Genomic DNA, 18,862 nt, shown 5'->3' with positions numbered 1-18,862 from the left:
TGCTCGTTTTTTCTTTTGTAAAACATATATAATAGAACAAAGAGGTGAAAAACATGTCAATCGAATCGCTATGGAGCAGTCGCTTCCAACAACATATTCAAAATATCATTACATACTTTGCACGTATGATTAACGGTTTACTATATAGCTTTATCTTTATTTCATGCGTTGGTGCATATTATTATGCTCAGTTTCTAAAAGCATCTCCTTCTAAAGGAATATCTTTAATAATTATAACGATTGTACTTACATTCATTATAACGAGATGCCCTATCCGTACATTTATTCAAAAACCTGATGCTGTCTATTTACTAGCACTAGAAGAGAAATTAACATCTTATTTTAAAAAATCTCTTCTATACAATTACATCATGCAGCTTTTCCCATTATTATTTACGTTCCTTATTCTCGTTCCACTTGCTATGCAATCATTGCAATTAACTGTACCTTTTTTATGTACAATCTTTATCGTGTTAATGATTACGAAAGCCTGGAACATGTACATACATTGGATGTGGCGTGATAGTCACGAAAAAAATATATGGCTAATCATTCGTATTACTTGTAACGCCCTAATCATTTACATGCTGTTTTATTCCGCAAATGTTCTCATATTGGGCGGACTACTCTTACTACTTGCTTTCCTACTTCTATATACGAAAAAACAGCCTACAAAACGAATACCGTGGGATTACATAATCGAGCAAGAAGAAAAAATGAACGTTCGTTTTTATCAATTTGCTAGCATTTTCACAGATGTTCCGCAACTGAATAAACAAGTAAATAAAAGAAAATGGCTTACAAATTGGATTGAACCTTTATTACATAAAAAACGAGCAACTTTCTTCTATTTACATACATTAGCATTTTTACGTGGAAATGATTATTTCGGTATATATATTCGCTTAGGATTGATCGGTGCTTTCGCCTTATATTTCATACCAAATATATACGTAAAAGGCTCTATCACTTACATCGTTCTATATATGATCTCTATGCAGCTCCGTTCACTATGGAAATATTTTTCGGGAAATATTATTGTGGCATTATATCCAATCCATACTGAAGAAAGGATGAAGCAATTTCTTCACTTAATCTTTATATTGCTAAGTATTCAACTCATTGTATTTTCGAGTGTTATACTCATTGCTACAGGTCAATTTTTACATATCCTTATCATTATGATTGTCGGGTTACTCGGGATCAAATTTATTATTGTACCAAAAACGAAGCAAAGAATTTCCGCATTTTAACGAAAAGAATTATCTTAAAAGCCAAGGAGAAAATAAACTTTCTCCTTGGCCTTTTTATTTTTCTTCCTCAAACAAGAATCACCAGCACAACCAATGTATTATGATTTTTACATACAAAAATCATAATACATGTTTACGTCCTAATAAAAAGGGTATCTATTAAATTAACAAAGTAAAGGAGGGGCCTATATTGTGAATAAAAAAATGGAGCAATTGAAGCACCATGTTACGGATAATCAACGCAAACATGCTTTAACAACAAACCAAGGAGTAAAAATAGCCGAGGATGAATTTTCTTTAAAGATGGGCTTAAGAGGCCCAACCTTAATGGAGGATTTCCACTTTCGCGAGAAAATGACCCACTTTGATCATGAACGAATTCCTGAAAGGATTGTTCATGCACGCGGAGTTGGCGCTCATGGTTATTTTCAGCTTTATGAATCGTTAGAAGCATATACGAAAGCAGATTTTCTTACTAATCCTTCAAAGAAAACACCTGTATTTGTACGGTTCTCAACCGTTCAAGGTTCTAAAGGATCCAACGACACAGTAAGAGATGTACGCGGATTCGCCACAAAATTTTATACAGATGAAGGAAACTATGATTTAGTGGGTAATAATATGCCCGTATTCTTTATCCAAGATGCTATTAAATTTCCTGATTTTGTCCATGCAGTTAAACCAGAACCACATAATGATATTCCTCAAGGAGCTAGCGCTCATGATACCTTTTGGGACTTTGTTGCGCATAATCCTGAGTCCACTCATATGGTCATGTGGCAAATGAGCGACCGAGCTATTCCGCGTAGTTTACGAATGATGGAAGGTTTTGGAGTTCACACATTTCGACTCATTAACACAGCAGGAAAAGCCCATTTCGTAAAGTTTCACTGGAAACCTACCCTTGGGGTTCATTCATTAGTATGGGATGAAGCTCAAAGGATTGCTGGGAAAAATCCTGATTTTCATCGTCAAGATTTATACGAAGCAATTGAAAAAGGGGATTATCCTGAATGGGAGCTTGGATTACAGTTAATTCCAGAAGAAGATGAACATAAATTTGATTTTGATATTTTAGATCCAACGAAATTATGGCCAGAAGAAGAAGTTCCCGTAAAATTAGTTGGTAAAATGACATTGAACAAAAATGTTGATAACTTCTTTGCTGAAACAGAGCAGGTAGCTTTTCACCCTGGTCATGTCGTACCAGGTATTGATTTTTCAAATGACCCTCTTCTGCAAGGAAGATTATTCTCCTATACAGATACACAATTATCTCGTTTAGGGGGCCCTAATTTCCATCAAATCCCTATCAATCAACCCGTATGTCCTTTTCATAATAATCAACGTGATGGTATGCATCAAATGCAGATTCATCGCGGTCAAACAAGCTATCATCCTAACGGATTAAATAACAATCAACCTGCAACCGTCCAAGCCGAACAAGGAGGATATGAACATTATCAAGAAAAGATTGATGGGCATAAAATTAGAGGTCGTAGTAAAAGCTTTCTTAACTTTTATTCTCAGGCTAAACTTTTCTACAATAGTATGAGCCCTATTGAAAAGCAGCACCTAAAAGAAGCTTTTTGCTTTGAAGTTGGGAAGTGTAAATCAGACATGGTGAAGGCAAATGTAATTGCTCTCCTAAACCACGTCGATCGTCAATTAGCACAAGAAGTCGCTAACATTGTTGGAGCTCCTTTACCTAAAGAAAATCACGAAGTAAATTCAGATGCAAAATCACCTGCACTAAGTATGTCCAATACTATTTTTAAATCTGATTCTAAAAATGTCGCAATTCTATTAAATGGTGACCCAAGCGTCTCCCTTCTGTCCGAATGGATTCAAGCTTTTGCACAGCACCGAATGAACTATAGCATCATAGATAATAAAATTTATCATTTCAATGATTCCATTAAAGTAACTGATACTTATACAACAACAGACTCTTCGCTTTTTGATGCAGTATTAGTGTTTAGTAGTGAGTCTGTCATTCACCCCCCTGTTTTAGAATTTACAGAAACTACTTTTAAACATTTTAAACCGATAGCTCATGTCCTTAGTAATCCTCATGCTTTGGACAATAGTAAAATTAAATTAGATGGAGCAGGAGTTTATAACTTAACAAACACTTCAATTGAATCATTTATAGAAGGTATTGCCCAAGGAAGATTCTGGAACCGATAATATAATATAATATAAGGAGCGGATTAGAATGAGTAAAAAAATTGCTATTTTAATAACGGATTATTTCGAGGACACAGAATACACAGAGCCAGTAGGAGCTTTTAAACAAAAGGGATATGAATTAACAACTATTGAAATGGAAAAAGGGAAAACGGTACACGGTAAACAAGGAAAAAGTGAAGTCGTAATTGATAAAAGTATTGACGATGTTTCTCCAGAAAACTTTGATGCCCTCTTCATACCAGGCGGGTTCTCCCCAGATATACTTCGTGCAGATGAACGTTTTGTTCGCTTTAGTAAAGCATTTATGGATGCGGACAAACCCGTTTTCGCTATTTGTCACGGACCTCAGCTACTCATCACTGCACAAACACTTGAAGGACGTGATGTAACTGGATATAAATCTATTGAAGTCGATTTAAAAAATGCCGGCGGGAACTTTCATGACAAAGAGGTTGTCGTATGTCAAAATCAGCTAGTAACAAGTAGACAGCCAGAGGACATCCCAGCGTTTATTGAAGAATCGTTGCGTATATTAGGATAACTAACCTCCTTTTATTTACATGAAAATAGTTAATCAGTGAGGTTTTATTCATCCCCCACTGATTAATTAGCCCCCACCAACTGGTCGTTTACAGGCAATCCGACCACCACAAATAGCAAGATAAATAAAAAGAGGGGAATCCAAAAGTTCAGTTTTAATAATCTTTTGGATTCCCCCTTTTTCTCGCCCAAAAATTCCTTATCACTTTTCATAGGCAGTTCTCATATAGTGAAAATGACTATATAATTCCTATCCATAAGTTAAATAATGATTTCGCACATATATAAATACAAAAGATGGGAGCCTTATTTATGAATAACAATCCACCTTCAACGCCCCCAAATCCAACGGAAACGAATAATAATGAAGTGAGCTTACAAACGTTACGCGTTATTGGGCTAATTGTACTGATTAGTGGCTACATATTAGTAACGCTTTCTGAAGTAGGCACATTAAAAAATCTTTTGCTACAGCCTAGTACTACTCCAAATTTAGCTGAAGTTGATCCGTTCTAAAAATTATATAAAAAGCGAATCCCAGTATAACTGGTTCGCTTTTTATATAGTTTCATCCAATTTGAGAAACATTTCTCTCATCCTCATACTTCTCTTTCCCTATCGCTTTCATAAATAGTAAAATACTGCTCATACCAACGATAAAGTACAGAGCACTCATGCCCCAAGAGGCAATAAATGAACCTAGCATAACACCTAATGCCCCGTTCATTTTTGCCACTTGAAAGACCATTCCGTTAATCGCCATATAAGAACCTCTTGCCTCATTTGGCACCATATCTGCCATAATAGATTGACGCACTGGCACATACATCATCTCACCTACCGTTTGGAAAAGCCCTGCAATTAATAAAATCCATAAGCTATTGCTCGTTCCGAGTATTGTAAATCCAATTGTATAAATGAATAAACCTACATATAAGATTTTCAAATCGTTGAAGCTTTTCAGCATTTTAATAAGAAGTGCTGAACATAACACAACTAAAATTGTATTCTCTGCAGAAATCCAGCTCAGCATGCGAATCCCTGTTAAATCAAACGTAATACCATTCCCGAATAAAAAGTGCACCGTTTCAAATTCCTTCTGCAAGCGCACACCTAAATAATTATTAATTTGAAACTCTAAAGACAATGTACATATACTCGCTGCACAAAAAATTAAAAATGCTTTATCTTTCATCACGACTTTATAACTATCTGCCATACCTTTTAATACATTTTTCTTCTCTACTGTTTTTCTCACTACATACACTTCTTCCATATATACAGTCATCACATATAAAGTAATAATTGCAACAAGCGTTAATACGATAAACAATTGCAATCTATAGTTTTCAAATAGTAACCCACCAAATATTGCTCCAATCGCAATGGATAAATTAATAGCCCAATAATTAATGCTATACATTACTTTTCGATTTTCAGGTGTACTCACATCAATTAACATCGCCTCTGTCGCAGGATTCATAAGTCCAGATCCTAAACTATTCACTAGCATAAAGATAAATGTTAACCACGGTGAATCTACATAATCCGAATTCGCAACTCCCATACAAGCAATAGAAATGACTTGTATACTTTGACCGATAATCATAACCTTTTTACGCCCAAGCCGATCCCCAACATATCCACCGTATAAACCAATTACTAATGAAGCTATGACATTAATGAGTAGTAAAGCACCAGCAATCGCACTACCTAACTTTATTGAAAAATAAATCGCCATAAATGGAAAAATCATCGTGGACACAGTACGTGTTAAAAACGAAGTTATAATTCTAATTTTTATATTTCGATGCATACTCCAAAATCCCATTGTTTCCTCCTCCTTATGCTTACTTATTTTACTTTGAAAAAAAGGAAGAAAAAGGTTAGAATATTCTAAAGAGTTTCCCCTTTTATAGATAGAAGGAAGTGTATATATGAAAATTATGGACTATTACATTAGACTAAGACTACATGCACAAGATCAAAAACATATACAAAATAGCTTACAAGAATTAGCGGATGTTTTATATTGCAGTACGAAAAACGTAAAGATTTTATTAAAGAAAATGAGCGAGGAACAATTAATTAGCTGGACTCCAGGGCGAGGCCGCGGAAATAAAACGGAAATTCTATTTATACATAATTTCGTAGAAGCGATTGAATCCTATACAGATGAACTGTTAGCGCAAGAAAAATTAAAGGATGTTTTTCTTCTTTTAAAAGAACCTCTACCCCTTGCACTTCAAAAAAAGATAGAAAATAAACTACATCATCATTTTGGATACGAACCTTCAAATGATATGTACGACGTATTAAAGATTCCTATATCGAGAAAGATATTCCCATTAGATCCGGCTTTTGTGGCTGTAACTACAGAGAGCCATCTTACGAGTCAAATTTTTGATACGTTAGTCGTCTATAACGATGTTACTGAAAAAATGGAGCCTCACATTGCGCATACGTGGGAATTAAGTGAAGATGGACTTACGTGGACCTTTTATTTACGAAAAGATATATATTTTCATAACGAAACAATTTTAACTTCTAAAGATGTACAATTTTCATTTGAAAGACTAAAACAAGTTCAATCCCCTTTCGAATGGTTAACAGAAGAAATTATTCAAATTGAAACACCATCACCACTGCAAATTCGATTCCATTTAGCAAAACCAAATTTATTTTTCTTACACTATGTAAGTTCCATGCAGCTCGCAATTTTACCGCGTGATACGAGTATTCAAAATCATCATTATATAGGTACTGGACCTTTCAAACTTGCTCATTACTCTGAAGATAATATCGTACTCGAAGCGTTCACCCATTATTTTAAAGAGCGCGCGTTATTAGACCGTATTGAATTTTGGGGTATTCCTGACCATGTGCAAATAGATGCTGATTATGAACTACCAAACGAAGAGGAAAATGAAAGGCATGATATACAAATAGAAGAAATAGGTTGTATTTATGCTAGCTTCAACTTTAAAAAACCTGGTCCTCATCACGACATTTACTTTCGAAAAGCTTGGAGAGAACTATATGATGTTGAAATGATACTTCGTAACATAGAGGGTAGACGGACAATTGCTGCATCAAGCTTCTTCCCTGATAGAAGCCGCCTTGCAACAAGAAGATCCTACTCTTTAGAAAAGGCAAAAGAGTATTTGAAAAAGAGTACATATAATGGAGAAACGATACATATTTACTTCTTCGCATTTAAAGATAGTGCAAATGATGCATATTTCTTAAAAGAACGATGTGAAAGTTTAGGTATACAAGTAGCGCTTCACCCATTTCCCGTTTCAGATTATATGGATCGCTCTATTGATAAACATGCTGATATTATTTTCATGGGAGAAGTCTTTGCTGCCAATCATGAAATTGCATTCTTAAATGTATTTAAAAATAAAAGTTGCTTCGTAAATCGGTTCATAGACCCGCACTACGAAAAACAAATTAACTGTTTACTAGATACATTTTTACTAGAAGAAAATAAAGAAAAGCGTTATGAACTCATGTATGAGATTGAAGAGTTTTTACAAGCAGAATACATCATTTTATTTAACTATCACGTTTTAAAAAGAAAAACATACCCTTCTTCTTTAAAAAACGTAACAATTGATTCATTCGGTTGGGCAAATTTTGCGAAGTTATGGATACAGCCATCCACGCATTAAAGTGTGAGTTTTTATAAAAGGAGAAGGTACTACATCCTTAGTAGTACCTTCTTCACATACAAATATAAACTATTATTTAATTACTTCATCTAAGTGATCTTTCAAGTTCAATAAATATTGCTCAATATCCGGATTCTTCACCACATCATAACAAGCAAAACTCTTTAACGGACTCATACCGAGAAACTTTTGCACGCGGTGTAAATGACTAAGCGCTGATTCTAAACTTTCTCCTTCAAAGAACTTCGTCTTATCTCCAAATGCTTTTTCAGGTGCATTCCAAGTTGTAGAGAACATATACTCTTTCTCTTTTAATAAACCACCTGTTCCATATTCATCTGCACCTTTAAAGAACAAACCGTATTCATATACTTCATCCATATACGTTTTAAATAAGCCCGGTACACTAAACCAATAAATCGGTGTTTGATAAATAACAACATCGGCCCATAAAAACTTATCTTGTTCTTCTTTAATATTGTAACCATCTTGAATCGTTGTTGTTTTCACATGATGATTCTCGCCTAATACAGTAACCATATAATCTACTAACGTTCTATTTAATCGTCCTTCCTTTGTACCGTATTTTTCATGTCCATTTATAATAAATATATTTTTCATTACTTTTCTCTCCCCTATATGATCTATCCTTCGGCTATTAAGCCGAGTTGCTGCTGTAGTGTAAGATTATCTTCTAAATGCCAATCTTCCGTTATCTTTCCGTCTTTCACATGTAAAATATCAATTGCAAAAAAATTAATTTTCTTACCATTATGCGTTCCTGTAAAAGAAAGACGGGCTGTTACTTTATCACCAACAACTAATAAGTCTTCAATCTCACAATGTATATCAGGCACAACTTTACGAAAATTTTGCGCTGCAAACTTTAATCCTTCAATGCCTTGTGGTCGCCCTTTCGGCAATGTATTATCGAAAAATTTTTCAGTAACAGTCTGCGGAATAAGTTCCTCCTTACCTGTATCCCAAAATGCATAAAAACGCTGCGCCGCATGAACCATTTCTGTCGCTTCTTTTTTACTTAGTGAGGGATCAATTGTCATTGCTTTTGGCCTTGGCATTTCTTTTAATAACTGGACTTCAGTTTTTTGTTCCACACCACATGCTACAAGCACAATACAAATAACAAACAAACTAAGGAATCCAAATAACTTTTTTATCCCCATGGAAATCACCACCTCCTCATATAAATCCTTTATGTTTCGTATTGCTATTGTATATGCACTAACTTCATTTATGGAAGTAGTGATATTTTTTTCATATAGTTACCAAAAGTATAGTTTTGTGATACTATAAAGCAAATTCATCCAAAAAAATTTTATGGAGGCTTGTTCCATGAACAATATAGATCCAGTTGAATTAACGAAAGGTTTACCTGGCATACCTTGTCCTATCGCTAAAACGCTTGATGTAATTAGTACAAAATGGACATTTTTAATCATTCGTGATCTTCTTATCGAAGGAACATTACGCTTTAGTGATTTACAAAAATCAATGGATGGGATTAGTCCAAAAACATTATCGCTTCGACTAAAAGAATTAGAATCGCAAGGCATTATAACGAGAAAAGTATATCCAGAAGTTCCGCCTCGTGTAGAGTACACATTAACGGATAAAGGAAAACAATTAGAGGGGATTTTTATTGAATTAAAACGGTTTGGGTTAAGTTTATAAAACAAAAACCCCTTACAGTCGTAAGGGGCTTCATTACTTCGCAAAACTTTCAGCCAACTGTTTCTCTCTCCACATAAATGTAATAGCGAGACCAACTATTAAAACAACTCCTGAAAATGCATATGGATAATGAATATTCATATCAAATAATATTCCGCCCATCGCTGGTCCTGCGATATTTCCTAAACTCGTATAAGTCGAGTTCATTCCAGCAACGAATCCTTGCTCTTTTCCAGCTGCTTTTGATAAAAACGTCGTTAAAGCTGGACGAAGTAAATCAAATGCTAAGAAAATGAAGCAAGTAACGAGAAGTACAATCCAATAATTAAAGACTACAGTTGAGACGAATGCTAATACTGCACCTACAATTAAACATATTTGAATTAATACTTTCTCACCGAACATGTCTACCAATTTGCCAAACATAAATACTTGCACAACTACCCCAAAGATTGAACTGATTGTAATAATTGCTGCAATATCTTTCGGCGAGAAACCAAATTTATGATCTGAGAATAAGCTAAACACAGTTTCATACGCCGATAATCCGAATGCGAGTACAAATACGATAATAAATGCAATTGCATACATTGGATGTAATGATTTCTTTAAATCACCAATAAAACTTGATTCTTTCGTATTAGAAGAAATCTCTGCAAGTTCTTCTTTCGTTAACGGTTCTTTTAAAATAAAGATTGAAATCACACATGCTATAAAAGCAATTGCTGCTGCAACGAAAAACGGCACACGTATACCGTATTCTGCAATAAATCCGCCGATTCCAGGCCCTATAATGAATCCAGTACTAATAGCCGCAGATAAGTATCCCATCGCCTTTGGACGTTCCTGAATAGATGTAATATCCGCAACATATGCCGTAACACCAGGCATAATAAAAGCAGCACTAATTCCGCCTAATACCCTTGCCACATAAAGCATCCACACATCTTTTCCTAATCCAAAAAGAAGCTCTGAAACACCAAAAATAAATAATCCAATGATTATCATTTTCTTCCTACCGTAAAGATCAACCCATCGGCCTGTAATAGGTGAAGTAATGAGCTGTGCCATTGCAAACACTGCAACGAGATATCCCATCGTCTTCCCTGTTAAATGCATATCATTCATAAAGGACGGCATAACCGGAATGATTAATCCAATCCCTAAAAAAGCGATAAATATATTACTCAAAAGAATAACCAATACCATCTTTTGTTCTTTTATCGGTTTCTTCACTTTTTAACACCTCTTCCCATAAGTTCCTCTCAAAAAATAATACCCAAGAAGCTTTTTCTTTATCCTGCTCTTTGCGGGCTAGTAATGAGTGAGGATGCCTCCACTCATTAGAATTTCACTCTATCCTTCTACACATACATAAGTATTAGGTGAATGACTATCATTCAGTTTTCCTCAAAAATGAACCTACCTTTTCAGACAGGTTCATCTTACTACTTCTTTATATGTAGTGCATGTGTTAAAAAATCTAGTACTTCTGCCTTTTGCAAATCCACTTGCTCATCATCTTTATGATCATATAAATAAACTTGTTCCGCTGCTGATTCAACAAGAGCGATAAATAACTTCGCTGTTCGCTCTGCGTGAACCGAATCACGAATTTCACCGGCTTCTTTCGCCTCACTTAAAAATTCGCTTAACCACATATAAAGAGGCTCATACACAGCTTCCCACTCTTTTATATGTTCAGTAGATGCAAGACCTGCATACATTAAAGCTTGTATTTCACGGTATTCCTCTATAAAGTGAAACACCGCATCGATTACTTGTGCCACTTTATTTGAAAAAGGTACATCTTTTTGTACTTTTTCTTTCACTGCAAGTATCATCTTTTCAACCATCACTTCTGCTATTGCAGGCATAACAGATAGCTTAGAAGGAAAATATAAATAGAAAGTTCCTTGCGCAATGCCAGCTAATTTCACGATATCAGAAATCTTCGTTTTTTCGACGCCCTTTTCCTGAAACACTTCAATAGCTGCATAGACAATTTTCTCTTTTTTATTCATCATCTAAACCCTTTCACACGCATATTGAATGACTGTCACTCATTTTATAAGATAATCGATTGTACTGTCAATGATAGTGAACTCTAAGAGGAAATCATTTTTTTATAATAAAATCTCCTAATAAACAATTAGGAGATAAAAATGCAATATATCTTTAAGAAAGTGCCTTTAATCCTGTCACTCCACATACAATAAGAAACACACTAATGATACGCGCTTTACTTTTCGACTCACCAAACAAGAACATGTTTAACAAAACTGCACCTGCTGTTCCGATACCAATCCAAACCGCATATGCGACACTTACTTGTAAAAATAAGAAGGAAGTATACAAAAATGCGAAGGATGTAGCAAACCCACCGATATAAATTGCACCATTGGCTAATGTCTTATCTTTACTGTACATTTTAAGACCTATCACACCGACTATTTCACTAATTGCAGCACAAAATACGAAAAACCAACCCATCTTTAAGCAGCTCCTTCCACAGTTTCTTCTTTATTATCAGCTAGCTTTAAACCGATAACGCCAGCTACAACCATCACGATAAAAAATAACTTCCCTACACTGAAACTTCCACCGAAAAGAAATACATCCATTAAGAAAGTACCTACCGTACCAGCTCCGGCGAAAACAGCATATACAGTCCCTGTTGCAAGATGTTCACACGCTTTAGAAAGGAAGTGAAAATCAACAGCGATAACTCCTAAAATAATAATCCAATGCCACCAAGTATTGGCTGTATTAAAACCAAACACCCAAAAAATTTCAAAGATACATGTTAATATGACATATAACCAAGCTCTATTTTTCATACCTCTCACCTCTTATGACTGACTATCAGTCATTTTTATTTTAAAAAAATATACTCTTTCATCAATACTATATAAAAACAACTATCATCCTCATTTACCATTGTATTTGTTCCATTTCTAAGCTAACTGCATCCTGTCACATAAAAATGACTGAATGTCATTCATATATATTGTACATGAACATTTTAAAAACTGTCAATGCCGAAAGTTTATTTAAAATTTCTTTCATCTGATTTGTATATTTCTTAATAATCTGTCAATACTGCTAGTAACATAATATTTTCTCCACTCCCCCTTGGAGAGATCCCTTGAATGGAGCAGTTAGCTTTTGCTAGCTGCTCTTTTTTATTTGTCCGCACACTATGATGAAATACTCATAGATCAAATCCATTTTTCATCACATAACAACCATCTATTTATTTTCCAATAAGTTTTTGTATGCACGAATTTTATTCTCAAGCATCTTCTCTGTAACCTCTAAGTTTTCTCTTTGAATCTGAATAGATTTCCTATGATCTTCTAGGAGCTGTAAACGAGCTTCTGTTGTATGCTCCCCTTCTGTATATAATCTAGCGTATTCTCTTATTTTCGCTATTGGCATTTGCGTTTGTTTTAATTTCATTACAAACTGCAACCACTTTATATGTGACTCTTCGTAAAGTCGATTTCCATTTGTATCACGATTTGCAATTAATATATTTTCCTTTTCATAATAACGTAGTGTATGTGTGCTCACGCCTAATAATTTTGCTACCTCGCTAATTGTGTACATACTAAAACTCCCTTCACATGCTTACCCTCATATATTTTATAACCGTATCAAATTTATAAAAAACGTTTGACTTAGAGTATACTCTAACAAATACAATCTAACCATAAATGAATTTGAATTTAGGGGGATTTTATATGAAATACACGGTTATTACTGGCGCAAGTTCCGGAATTGGTTATGCAGCAGCTTTAGCATTTGCATCTCGCGGAAAAAATTTAGTACTTGTAGCTCGAAGACAAGAAGAATTAAACGGATTAAAATTGAAAATTAACGAAATGCATCCTGAGTTGGATGTTGTCATTCGAAAAACTGATTTATCTGTGACTGAAGATGTTTATAAACTTTATGAAAGCCTACAAGCTTTTCAAATTGAAACGTGGATTAACAACGCAGGTTTTGGTAATTTCGCCTCAATTGCTGAACAAAATTTAAATAAAATAGAGACGATGTTGCATGTCAATATAGAAGCACTAACAATACTCTCTTCTCTTTTCGTTCGAGATTATTCAATGATTGATGGAACACAGCTTATTAACGTTTCATCGGGCGGCGGATACACAATTGTTGCTGATGCTGTTACGTATTGCGCTACGAAATTCTATGTAAGTGCATTTACAGAAGGGCTGTCTCACGAACTGAAAGAACAAGGCGCAAAACTGCAAGCAAAAGTTTTAGCTCCTGCTGCAACTGAAACAGAATTTGCGAAGCGTTCATTTGATATTGATGAATTCCAATATGATAATGTTGTACCAAAATTCCACACTGCAAAACAAATGGCACAATTTATGCTCGACCTTTATGATAATGATAAAGTTGTAGGAATTGTCGACGGTTTAACGTATAACTATGAACTTAAAGATCCACTTTATAATTTTGCCGTGAGACAAAAGAATTCAAATTCTTAATAACCTGTCCATTTCTTATGGAAATATATGTTCCCACTATATATGTAAATAATAGTGGGAACTTTTTCTCTATAAAATTTTCATCCAACATACCGCACCATCGCCACTTCATCACAATAATCCACCTTTGGACAATGTCTACAATCAATCCATACTTTCTCTGGCAACGCTTCTTTATTTATAAAATCAAATCCACACTTTTGAAAAAATACTGTTTCATATGTTAAGGAAATTACTCTTCTTACATTTATTTTCGTAGCTTCCTCCATTACATGATTTACGAGCATACGCCCTATCCCTTTCCCTGCATATGTATGCGAAACTACTAACGATCGTATTTCTGCAAGATCTTCTCCTAATACATGCAATCCAGCAACTCCAACAATTCTCTCATCTTCTTTCATAACATATAAACATTGCAAATATTGATAAAGAGACAAAAGAGAACGTGGTAAAACAACTCCCTCTTTTGCATAAACCTCAATAAGACTATAAATTTCTTTCACATCACTCGTCACTGCATTACAGATTTTCATATTACATCCCCTTGCCCCTCAATATTAATATTTATAACTTAAAATGAATTTTAATTCATAATTTTATATAATAATACATCTCTCTTTTCTCCTCGTCAATCAATTTATACAAACAAAAAACCAAGCAATCTAATCGATGCTCGGTTCCTCATTTCGTATCGGCAATACCGTCGAATATTTAATTTCACGAAGTGCTAAACTTGTCTGTATCCTTGTAATACCAAGCTTATTCAACTTTCTAATAAACTGCTCTAGTTCTTTACGATCACGATTTGCAACCTTTAATAAATAATCGTACTCTCCTGTTAAACAGTGACATTCTAACACTTCCGGCATCGATTCTAATTCTTTCTCCAACACTTCCAACTTGTCAAATTGATGAATATTCGTACTCATAAAAATAAAACATAATAAATCAAACCCAAGCTTTTCTTGATTTAAAATCGCAACTTGCTTATCGATGAAACCTTCCCCATCCAATCTTTTTATTCTTGCATGCATCGCAGCCGGTGATAAATTAACGCGACGTGCCAGCTCTGCATTACTTACTTGTGACTCCTTCTGCAATATATCTAAAATTTGTACATCCAAATCATCCAACACTTTAATAACAGACGACTCCATTACAATTCCCCCTTTTTTCTTACCGATGATTATTCGAAAAAACACCTTATACCTTACACAAAACTGAATATCATTCCGTAAATATCATTCGCAACTAAAGATTTTATCGAATTTTCACCATTATACAAAAGAATATATTACATAATAAAGAAAAATGCTAAAATTATTTACAATTCGTATTGATTACAAAAAAGGGGATTTTAGCATGCCTTATTTTTACGTCTTTTTACTATTACTAACGAGCTTATTATGGGGAGGAAATTTTGTCGTTGGAAAATCACTCGTCGATCATGCATCGCCGATGACACTGACAAATTTAAGATGGATGATTGCGATTGTTTGTTTATTACCGATGGTATGGTTTAAAGAAAAGAAAATCCTTCCACCACGTACCGCAATACTTCCTTTAATATTGATGGGAATTTCAGGGGTCGCTCTTTTTAACATCTTTCAATTTTTAGCATTAGAAAAAACATCCGCTACGAATGTAGGTCTTATCTCTACATTGAATGCAATTTCAATCGCATTATTTTCAGTATTATTTCTAAAAGAAAAAGTAAATACACTTCAAATCCTATCCATGATTCTTTCATTCTTCGGGGTTATCCTCGTCCTATTAAAAGGTGATTTCTCGCTTTTATTTTCACTACATTTTAATAGCGGCGATTTATGGATGATTGCAGCAGTTTGTATTTGGGGAATCTATTCTGTTTGTAGTAAATGGGCAACAAAAACAACTACACCACTTATGGCAACGTTGTACTCTGGTATTTTCGGCGTTATTTTATTACTACCGTTTAACATAGGTAGCTTCACTGTTTCAAATATAAATACTTCTTTCATCACATCACTTTTATATACTGGGCTTATTTCGACAGTTCTTTGTATGGTATTTTGGAATATTGGTGTACAAAAATTAGGCGCAACTACATCAGGTATTTTTCTAAACTTCAATCCAATTTTCACAGCCATTTTAGCATTCATATTCCTCGGAGAAGAATTAACGTGGATACAAATTTTAGGGACAATTGTCGTTGTAACAGGGTGTTATTTATTTTCTCATTTCAAAACTGTTGCCGTTCAGCCTGTTAGACCTTTAATGCGAAAACATTCTTAATGAAAAAACATCGTCATCTGGGTTGGCGATGTTTTTATTTACTCTTCATTTCTTTTATATACTGTTTTTCCTCTTCTGGCGATAAACGTTCCGTCGCCTTACCAGTATCTCCACCTTGAAGGCTCCATAAAAAGTTATGCTCCTCAACAGTTTGAGAAAAATCTCCTTTTTCCCATCTATTTATAATAGAAAATAACTTCATTTTATATTGAAAACCTGTACTATTTTCAATATCCCTTTTCACATTAGAAATTTCCTTTTTTGTCATCTCTACAAATCCCCATTTTTCAGAGGATTTTACCTTTTGGTGCACCATTTTATGCATAGTAGAAATAATTTCACCTTCACTAATTTGCGGAGCTTCTTCTGCAGCTTTTTTCTCTTTTTCGTTTGCCGCTCGCTCGATTTGAATATTTTCATTTTCTTTTTCCACATATGCAAGCAATTTCTTTCCGCCAACTATAGACGAGAAAATTACTATAATTGTAATGCATATACCTAAGATCCATTTAAAAAGCATTATCTCTTCATCGCTTCCCTAACAATATGACTATCTACATATTGCTTAAACTTCACGATTTTTCCGTTCTCAAGTTGCCATACATGAACAAATTCTGCTTCAAATGATTTTCCTGTTTCTTTATAAACTCCAGAATACATACCTTCAGCAATAATTGCATCTTTTCCGTTTACTTCATGATATGTATTTACCCTTGCTTTATAATCATCCCATTCTGATCCTAAACGGCTAAATACATTTTCCATTATAGCTTCTACGCCTGTATATGTTCCGCCATACGGGAAACCTTCTGCCTCTGTCCATTCCACTTTTTCAGAGAGGGCTTCTGCTAAATGCTTTGCATTCGAAGAAGCTGATCCTTCATACGTGCTTTGAATAATTTCTAAATTTGATTTAGGCATATTACTTCCTCCCGTTTATTTATTTTTACACAAGATGTAACCTATACAGTTACATATTGTGTAAAAAAATATTTAAATTGTTTCATTCGTAATTCATTAGTTGTAATCATTATAGTTACAATAATTCTTCAAGTCAACAATTTATAAATAAAATTTACTTCGTTTTCATTACTTTCTCTTTTAAGAAACGATCTACATATCCTTCTGCTTTTACTACGAATAAATACGCACCCATTGATAATAATGCAAGATCTAATTCATATCCTGGATTCTTTCCATCTCCTAATAAACCTGCTGCTCCATTTACCTTTACGATAGCTCCAGCTAAAATAAGAGCGAATAACAATCCTACATATCGTACACCTAAACCGATAATTAATAATATACCACCAACTAATTCTACAGTTGCTACGCCGTATGCAAGGCCACCTGGTAAACCGATGCTTGTAAACCATCCTGCTACATTATCGATACCTGATTGAAACTTTGCTAAACCGTGTGCAAAGAACGTAACTCCTAACACGATACGAATAATTAAATTCCCAATATATTGATTCATTTTGAACTCTCCTTTTTGTTTTGTTATGGTGAACTTTTATTTACAAGTCAAAACAATACGGTATTTTATTTCATTCGTCAAATACTTTTTTAAAGAAAACAAAAAACATTATCCGTTTTACGGATAATGTTTTCCTACAAAATAGCGCTAATTCAAGCTTTTATTCTATCGCATAGAAAAAGTTGAAACATTTTTCCAGCGCCAATATAAGGCAGTAAAGAAACGTCCTCTTCCACAACTATTCCAACAACATTCACTTTCTCATCTACAGGTAAATCATGTGTAGCAACTTGCATCTCCCCTGCATATCTACCGTACAATTCATTATCAATTGTAATACTGCCTTTCTTTCTTACAATTGTATGCATCGGCTGTAACACCACTCTATTTCCTTCCCTTGATTCTACAGATCGAATAACATCACGAGCTGGATCTAGTCTATTTGTATGCACTTGCTCCACCACTTTTAATACTTCTTTATCAGTTATAAATGATTTGTAACGCAATGGAATAATCCCTCTACTCGCACTAGCTACTTCTTGCATACTTTCCAAACTTGCGCTTATATCTCCAATCAATACTTTATCAACACCACAATCTTGAACAAGTTCTAAGTACGCTTCAAGCGGGCGCATATTGCGATGTTTTTCTAACGTTGGTAACCCTTCATATAACGGACCTCGTTTTTCCGCATCTCCTGGAATAAATGCCATCGTCTTTATTCTGCACTTCTGTAAATATTGATTTTGTTTTTGTAAGAAGGACTTTGCTAGTCCTGTCTCTAGACGTGGGTAAAAATTATGCCATGCTTCTACATTCTCTACTCGTATACGTTCTTCAAGTAAGCTTTTCCAAAATGACTTTGTAATCGTACTCGCATTTAAAGCTACTTTCATCTTATGAGATACGCTTGCAATTTCTTTTGGCGCAATGCCGTAATCCATTCTTAAACCGGTAATGCCCCAGTCCAATAGCTCTTCCACATTTTCATATGTTAGCCCTAAATGGTGTAACGATTTTGGAGAAACATCAACCATTAGCTCCATTTCATGTGCAAGAGCTTGTTTCCCCAATATTTGAATTAACTCTTTATACGTATTTGGATCATCTTCTGGAATGTGCAGTGATGTAAAAATAGATGTAAACCCATTTTCCTTCGCTACTTTTAGCCACTCTTCTTGTTTCTCTACTCGTTCTTTTGAAAGATAAATGGAAACTCCGATCATATAAATC

General features: G+C 34.5%; 23 protein-coding genes. 8 read left to right on the top strand and 15 right to left on the bottom strand.

Annotated features, from left to right (window positions below; genetic code table 11):
• Window positions 1-53: 53 nt before the first annotated feature.
• The 3 genes from ACX9TM_RS04500 (at window position 54) to ACX9TM_RS04490 (ending at window position 3,987) form a co-directional block, all read left to right on the top strand.
• Complete coding sequence (locus ACX9TM_RS04500) at window positions 54-1,253, top strand: ABC transporter permease (RefSeq protein WP_065381886.1); 1,200 nt, start codon at window positions 54-56, stop codon at window positions 1,251-1,253.
• 192 nt (window positions 1,254-1,445) lie between these two features.
• A complete protein-coding gene (locus ACX9TM_RS04495; RefSeq protein ID WP_033696635.1) occupies window positions 1,446-3,443 on the top strand; it encodes a catalase in 1,998 nt (665 codons plus the stop codon).
• Window positions 3,444-3,471: 28 nt separating this feature from the next.
• Window positions 3,472-3,987 carry a type 1 glutamine amidotransferase domain-containing protein gene (locus ACX9TM_RS04490; protein WP_000037548.1) on the top strand — a complete coding sequence of 172 codons (516 nt, stop codon included), beginning with the start codon at window positions 3,472-3,474 and terminating at the stop codon, window positions 3,985-3,987.
• Between the two features lie 62 nt (window positions 3,988-4,049).
• Here ACX9TM_RS04490 and ACX9TM_RS04485 read toward each other — a convergent pair whose 3' ends face one another.
• Window positions 4,050-4,199 (bottom strand): hypothetical protein, encoded by a 150-nt coding sequence (locus ACX9TM_RS04485; RefSeq protein ID WP_162900581.1) that lies wholly within the window; start codon window positions 4,197-4,199, stop codon window positions 4,050-4,052.
• Window positions 4,200-4,298: 99 nt separating this feature from the next.
• Here ACX9TM_RS04485 and ACX9TM_RS04480 point away from each other — a divergent pair, with 99 nt between their 5' ends.
• Window positions 4,299-4,502: a hypothetical protein gene (locus ACX9TM_RS04480; protein ID WP_001063866.1), complete on the top strand. Its 204-nt coding sequence runs from the start codon at window positions 4,299-4,301 to the stop codon at window positions 4,500-4,502.
• 52 nt (window positions 4,503-4,554) lie between these two features.
• Here the strand turns inward: ACX9TM_RS04480 and ACX9TM_RS04475 are convergent, their stop codons facing one another.
• Window positions 4,555-5,817 (bottom strand): MDR family MFS transporter, encoded by a 1,263-nt coding sequence (locus ACX9TM_RS04475; protein WP_065212388.1) that lies wholly within the window; start codon window positions 5,815-5,817, stop codon window positions 4,555-4,557.
• Between the two features lie 106 nt (window positions 5,818-5,923).
• Between ACX9TM_RS04475 and ACX9TM_RS04470 the strand changes: the two genes are divergently transcribed.
• A complete protein-coding gene (locus ACX9TM_RS04470) occupies window positions 5,924-7,663 on the top strand; it encodes an SgrR family transcriptional regulator (protein ID WP_000699824.1) in 1,740 nt (579 codons plus the stop codon).
• 72 nt (window positions 7,664-7,735) lie between these two features.
• On the opposite strand, the gene ACX9TM_RS04465 is transcribed toward ACX9TM_RS04470, so the two are convergent.
• Entirely contained in the window at window positions 7,736-8,284 is a 549-nt protein-coding gene (locus tag ACX9TM_RS04465) for an NAD(P)H-dependent oxidoreductase (RefSeq protein WP_000789191.1), read from the bottom strand.
• A gap of 23 nt (window positions 8,285-8,307) precedes the next feature.
• Entirely contained in the window at window positions 8,308-8,847 is a 540-nt protein-coding gene (locus ACX9TM_RS04460) for an ester cyclase (protein WP_000511563.1), read from the bottom strand.
• A gap of 169 nt (window positions 8,848-9,016) precedes the next feature.
• Between ACX9TM_RS04460 and ACX9TM_RS04455 the strand changes: the two genes are divergently transcribed.
• The gene (locus ACX9TM_RS04455; protein ID WP_001059470.1) at window positions 9,017-9,355 is read left to right on the top strand and encodes a winged helix-turn-helix transcriptional regulator; all 339 of its coding nucleotides are present in this window, start codon (window positions 9,017-9,019) and stop codon (window positions 9,353-9,355) included.
• 33 nt (window positions 9,356-9,388) lie between these two features.
• On the opposite strand, the gene ACX9TM_RS04450 is transcribed toward ACX9TM_RS04455, so the two are convergent.
• The 5 genes from ACX9TM_RS04450 to ACX9TM_RS04430 all read right to left on the bottom strand — a co-directional run bounded on the left by ACX9TM_RS04450 (window position 9,389) and on the right by ACX9TM_RS04430 (window position 12,967).
• Window positions 9,389-10,591: an MFS transporter gene (locus ACX9TM_RS04450; protein WP_000742952.1), complete on the bottom strand. Its 1,203-nt coding sequence runs from the start codon at window positions 10,589-10,591 to the stop codon at window positions 9,389-9,391.
• A gap of 212 nt (window positions 10,592-10,803) precedes the next feature.
• Complete coding sequence (locus ACX9TM_RS04445) at window positions 10,804-11,382, bottom strand: TetR/AcrR family transcriptional regulator (RefSeq protein ID WP_002025356.1); 579 nt, start codon at window positions 11,380-11,382, stop codon at window positions 10,804-10,806.
• A 151-nt stretch (window positions 11,383-11,533) separates the two neighbouring features.
• Window positions 11,534-11,848, bottom strand: coding sequence for a DMT family transporter (locus ACX9TM_RS04440; RefSeq protein ID WP_000539671.1), 315 nt, complete (start codon window positions 11,846-11,848; stop codon window positions 11,534-11,536).
• A gap of 2 nt (window positions 11,849-11,850) precedes the next feature.
• Complete coding sequence (locus ACX9TM_RS04435) at window positions 11,851-12,195, bottom strand: DMT family transporter (protein ID WP_000796022.1); 345 nt, start codon at window positions 12,193-12,195, stop codon at window positions 11,851-11,853.
• 412 nt (window positions 12,196-12,607) lie between these two features.
• Window positions 12,608-12,967, bottom strand: coding sequence for a MerR family transcriptional regulator (locus ACX9TM_RS04430; protein ID WP_000288065.1), 360 nt, complete (start codon window positions 12,965-12,967; stop codon window positions 12,608-12,610).
• Window positions 12,968-13,101: 134 nt separating this feature from the next.
• Here ACX9TM_RS04430 and ACX9TM_RS04425 point away from each other — a divergent pair, with 134 nt between their 5' ends.
• Window positions 13,102-13,872 (top strand): SDR family NAD(P)-dependent oxidoreductase, encoded by a 771-nt coding sequence (locus ACX9TM_RS04425; protein ID WP_000878068.1) that lies wholly within the window; start codon window positions 13,102-13,104, stop codon window positions 13,870-13,872.
• Between the two features lie 80 nt (window positions 13,873-13,952).
• Here the strand turns inward: ACX9TM_RS04425 and ACX9TM_RS04420 are convergent, their stop codons facing one another.
• Together ACX9TM_RS04420 and ACX9TM_RS04415 are read right to left on the bottom strand one after the other, a co-directional pair.
• The gene (locus ACX9TM_RS04420) at window positions 13,953-14,408 is read right to left on the bottom strand and encodes an N-acetyltransferase (RefSeq protein ID WP_000686663.1); all 456 of its coding nucleotides are present in this window, start codon (window positions 14,406-14,408) and stop codon (window positions 13,953-13,955) included.
• A gap of 129 nt (window positions 14,409-14,537) precedes the next feature.
• Window positions 14,538-15,032 carry an Lrp/AsnC family transcriptional regulator gene (locus tag ACX9TM_RS04415; RefSeq protein ID WP_000446097.1) on the bottom strand — a complete coding sequence of 165 codons (495 nt, stop codon included), beginning with the start codon at window positions 15,030-15,032 and terminating at the stop codon, window positions 14,538-14,540.
• Window positions 15,033-15,237: 205 nt separating this feature from the next.
• Here ACX9TM_RS04415 and ACX9TM_RS04410 point away from each other — a divergent pair, with 205 nt between their 5' ends.
• Window positions 15,238-16,149 (top strand): DMT family transporter, encoded by a 912-nt coding sequence (locus tag ACX9TM_RS04410; RefSeq protein ID WP_001146242.1) that lies wholly within the window; start codon window positions 15,238-15,240, stop codon window positions 16,147-16,149.
• Between the two features lie 34 nt (window positions 16,150-16,183).
• Here the strand turns inward: ACX9TM_RS04410 and ACX9TM_RS04405 are convergent, their stop codons facing one another.
• The 4 genes from ACX9TM_RS04405 to ACX9TM_RS04390 form a co-directional block, all read right to left on the bottom strand.
• Window positions 16,184-16,669, bottom strand: a complete 486-nt coding sequence (locus ACX9TM_RS04405) for a PRK06770 family protein (protein WP_000897975.1) — start codon at window positions 16,667-16,669, stop codon at window positions 16,184-16,186.
• Complete coding sequence (locus ACX9TM_RS04400; protein WP_001126706.1) at window positions 16,669-17,070, bottom strand: nuclear transport factor 2 family protein; 402 nt, start codon at window positions 17,068-17,070, stop codon at window positions 16,669-16,671. Before ACX9TM_RS04400 ends, ACX9TM_RS04405 begins: the two co-directional genes overlap by 1 nt.
• Window positions 17,071-17,224: 154 nt before the next feature.
• The gene (locus ACX9TM_RS04395) at window positions 17,225-17,629 is read right to left on the bottom strand and encodes a DoxX family protein (RefSeq protein ID WP_001077751.1); all 405 of its coding nucleotides are present in this window, start codon (window positions 17,627-17,629) and stop codon (window positions 17,225-17,227) included.
• A gap of 152 nt (window positions 17,630-17,781) precedes the next feature.
• Window positions 17,782-18,855 carry a DUF871 domain-containing protein gene (locus ACX9TM_RS04390; RefSeq protein ID WP_065381885.1) on the bottom strand — a complete coding sequence of 358 codons (1,074 nt, stop codon included), beginning with the start codon at window positions 18,853-18,855 and terminating at the stop codon, window positions 17,782-17,784.
• Between the last annotated feature and the right edge of the window lie 7 nt (window positions 18,856-18,862).

This window comes from Bacillus sp. LH1, assembly GCF_057924895.1.
Note: the sequence above shows the minus strand (reverse complement) of the source record. Positions and strands in the feature narration are given on the sequence as shown.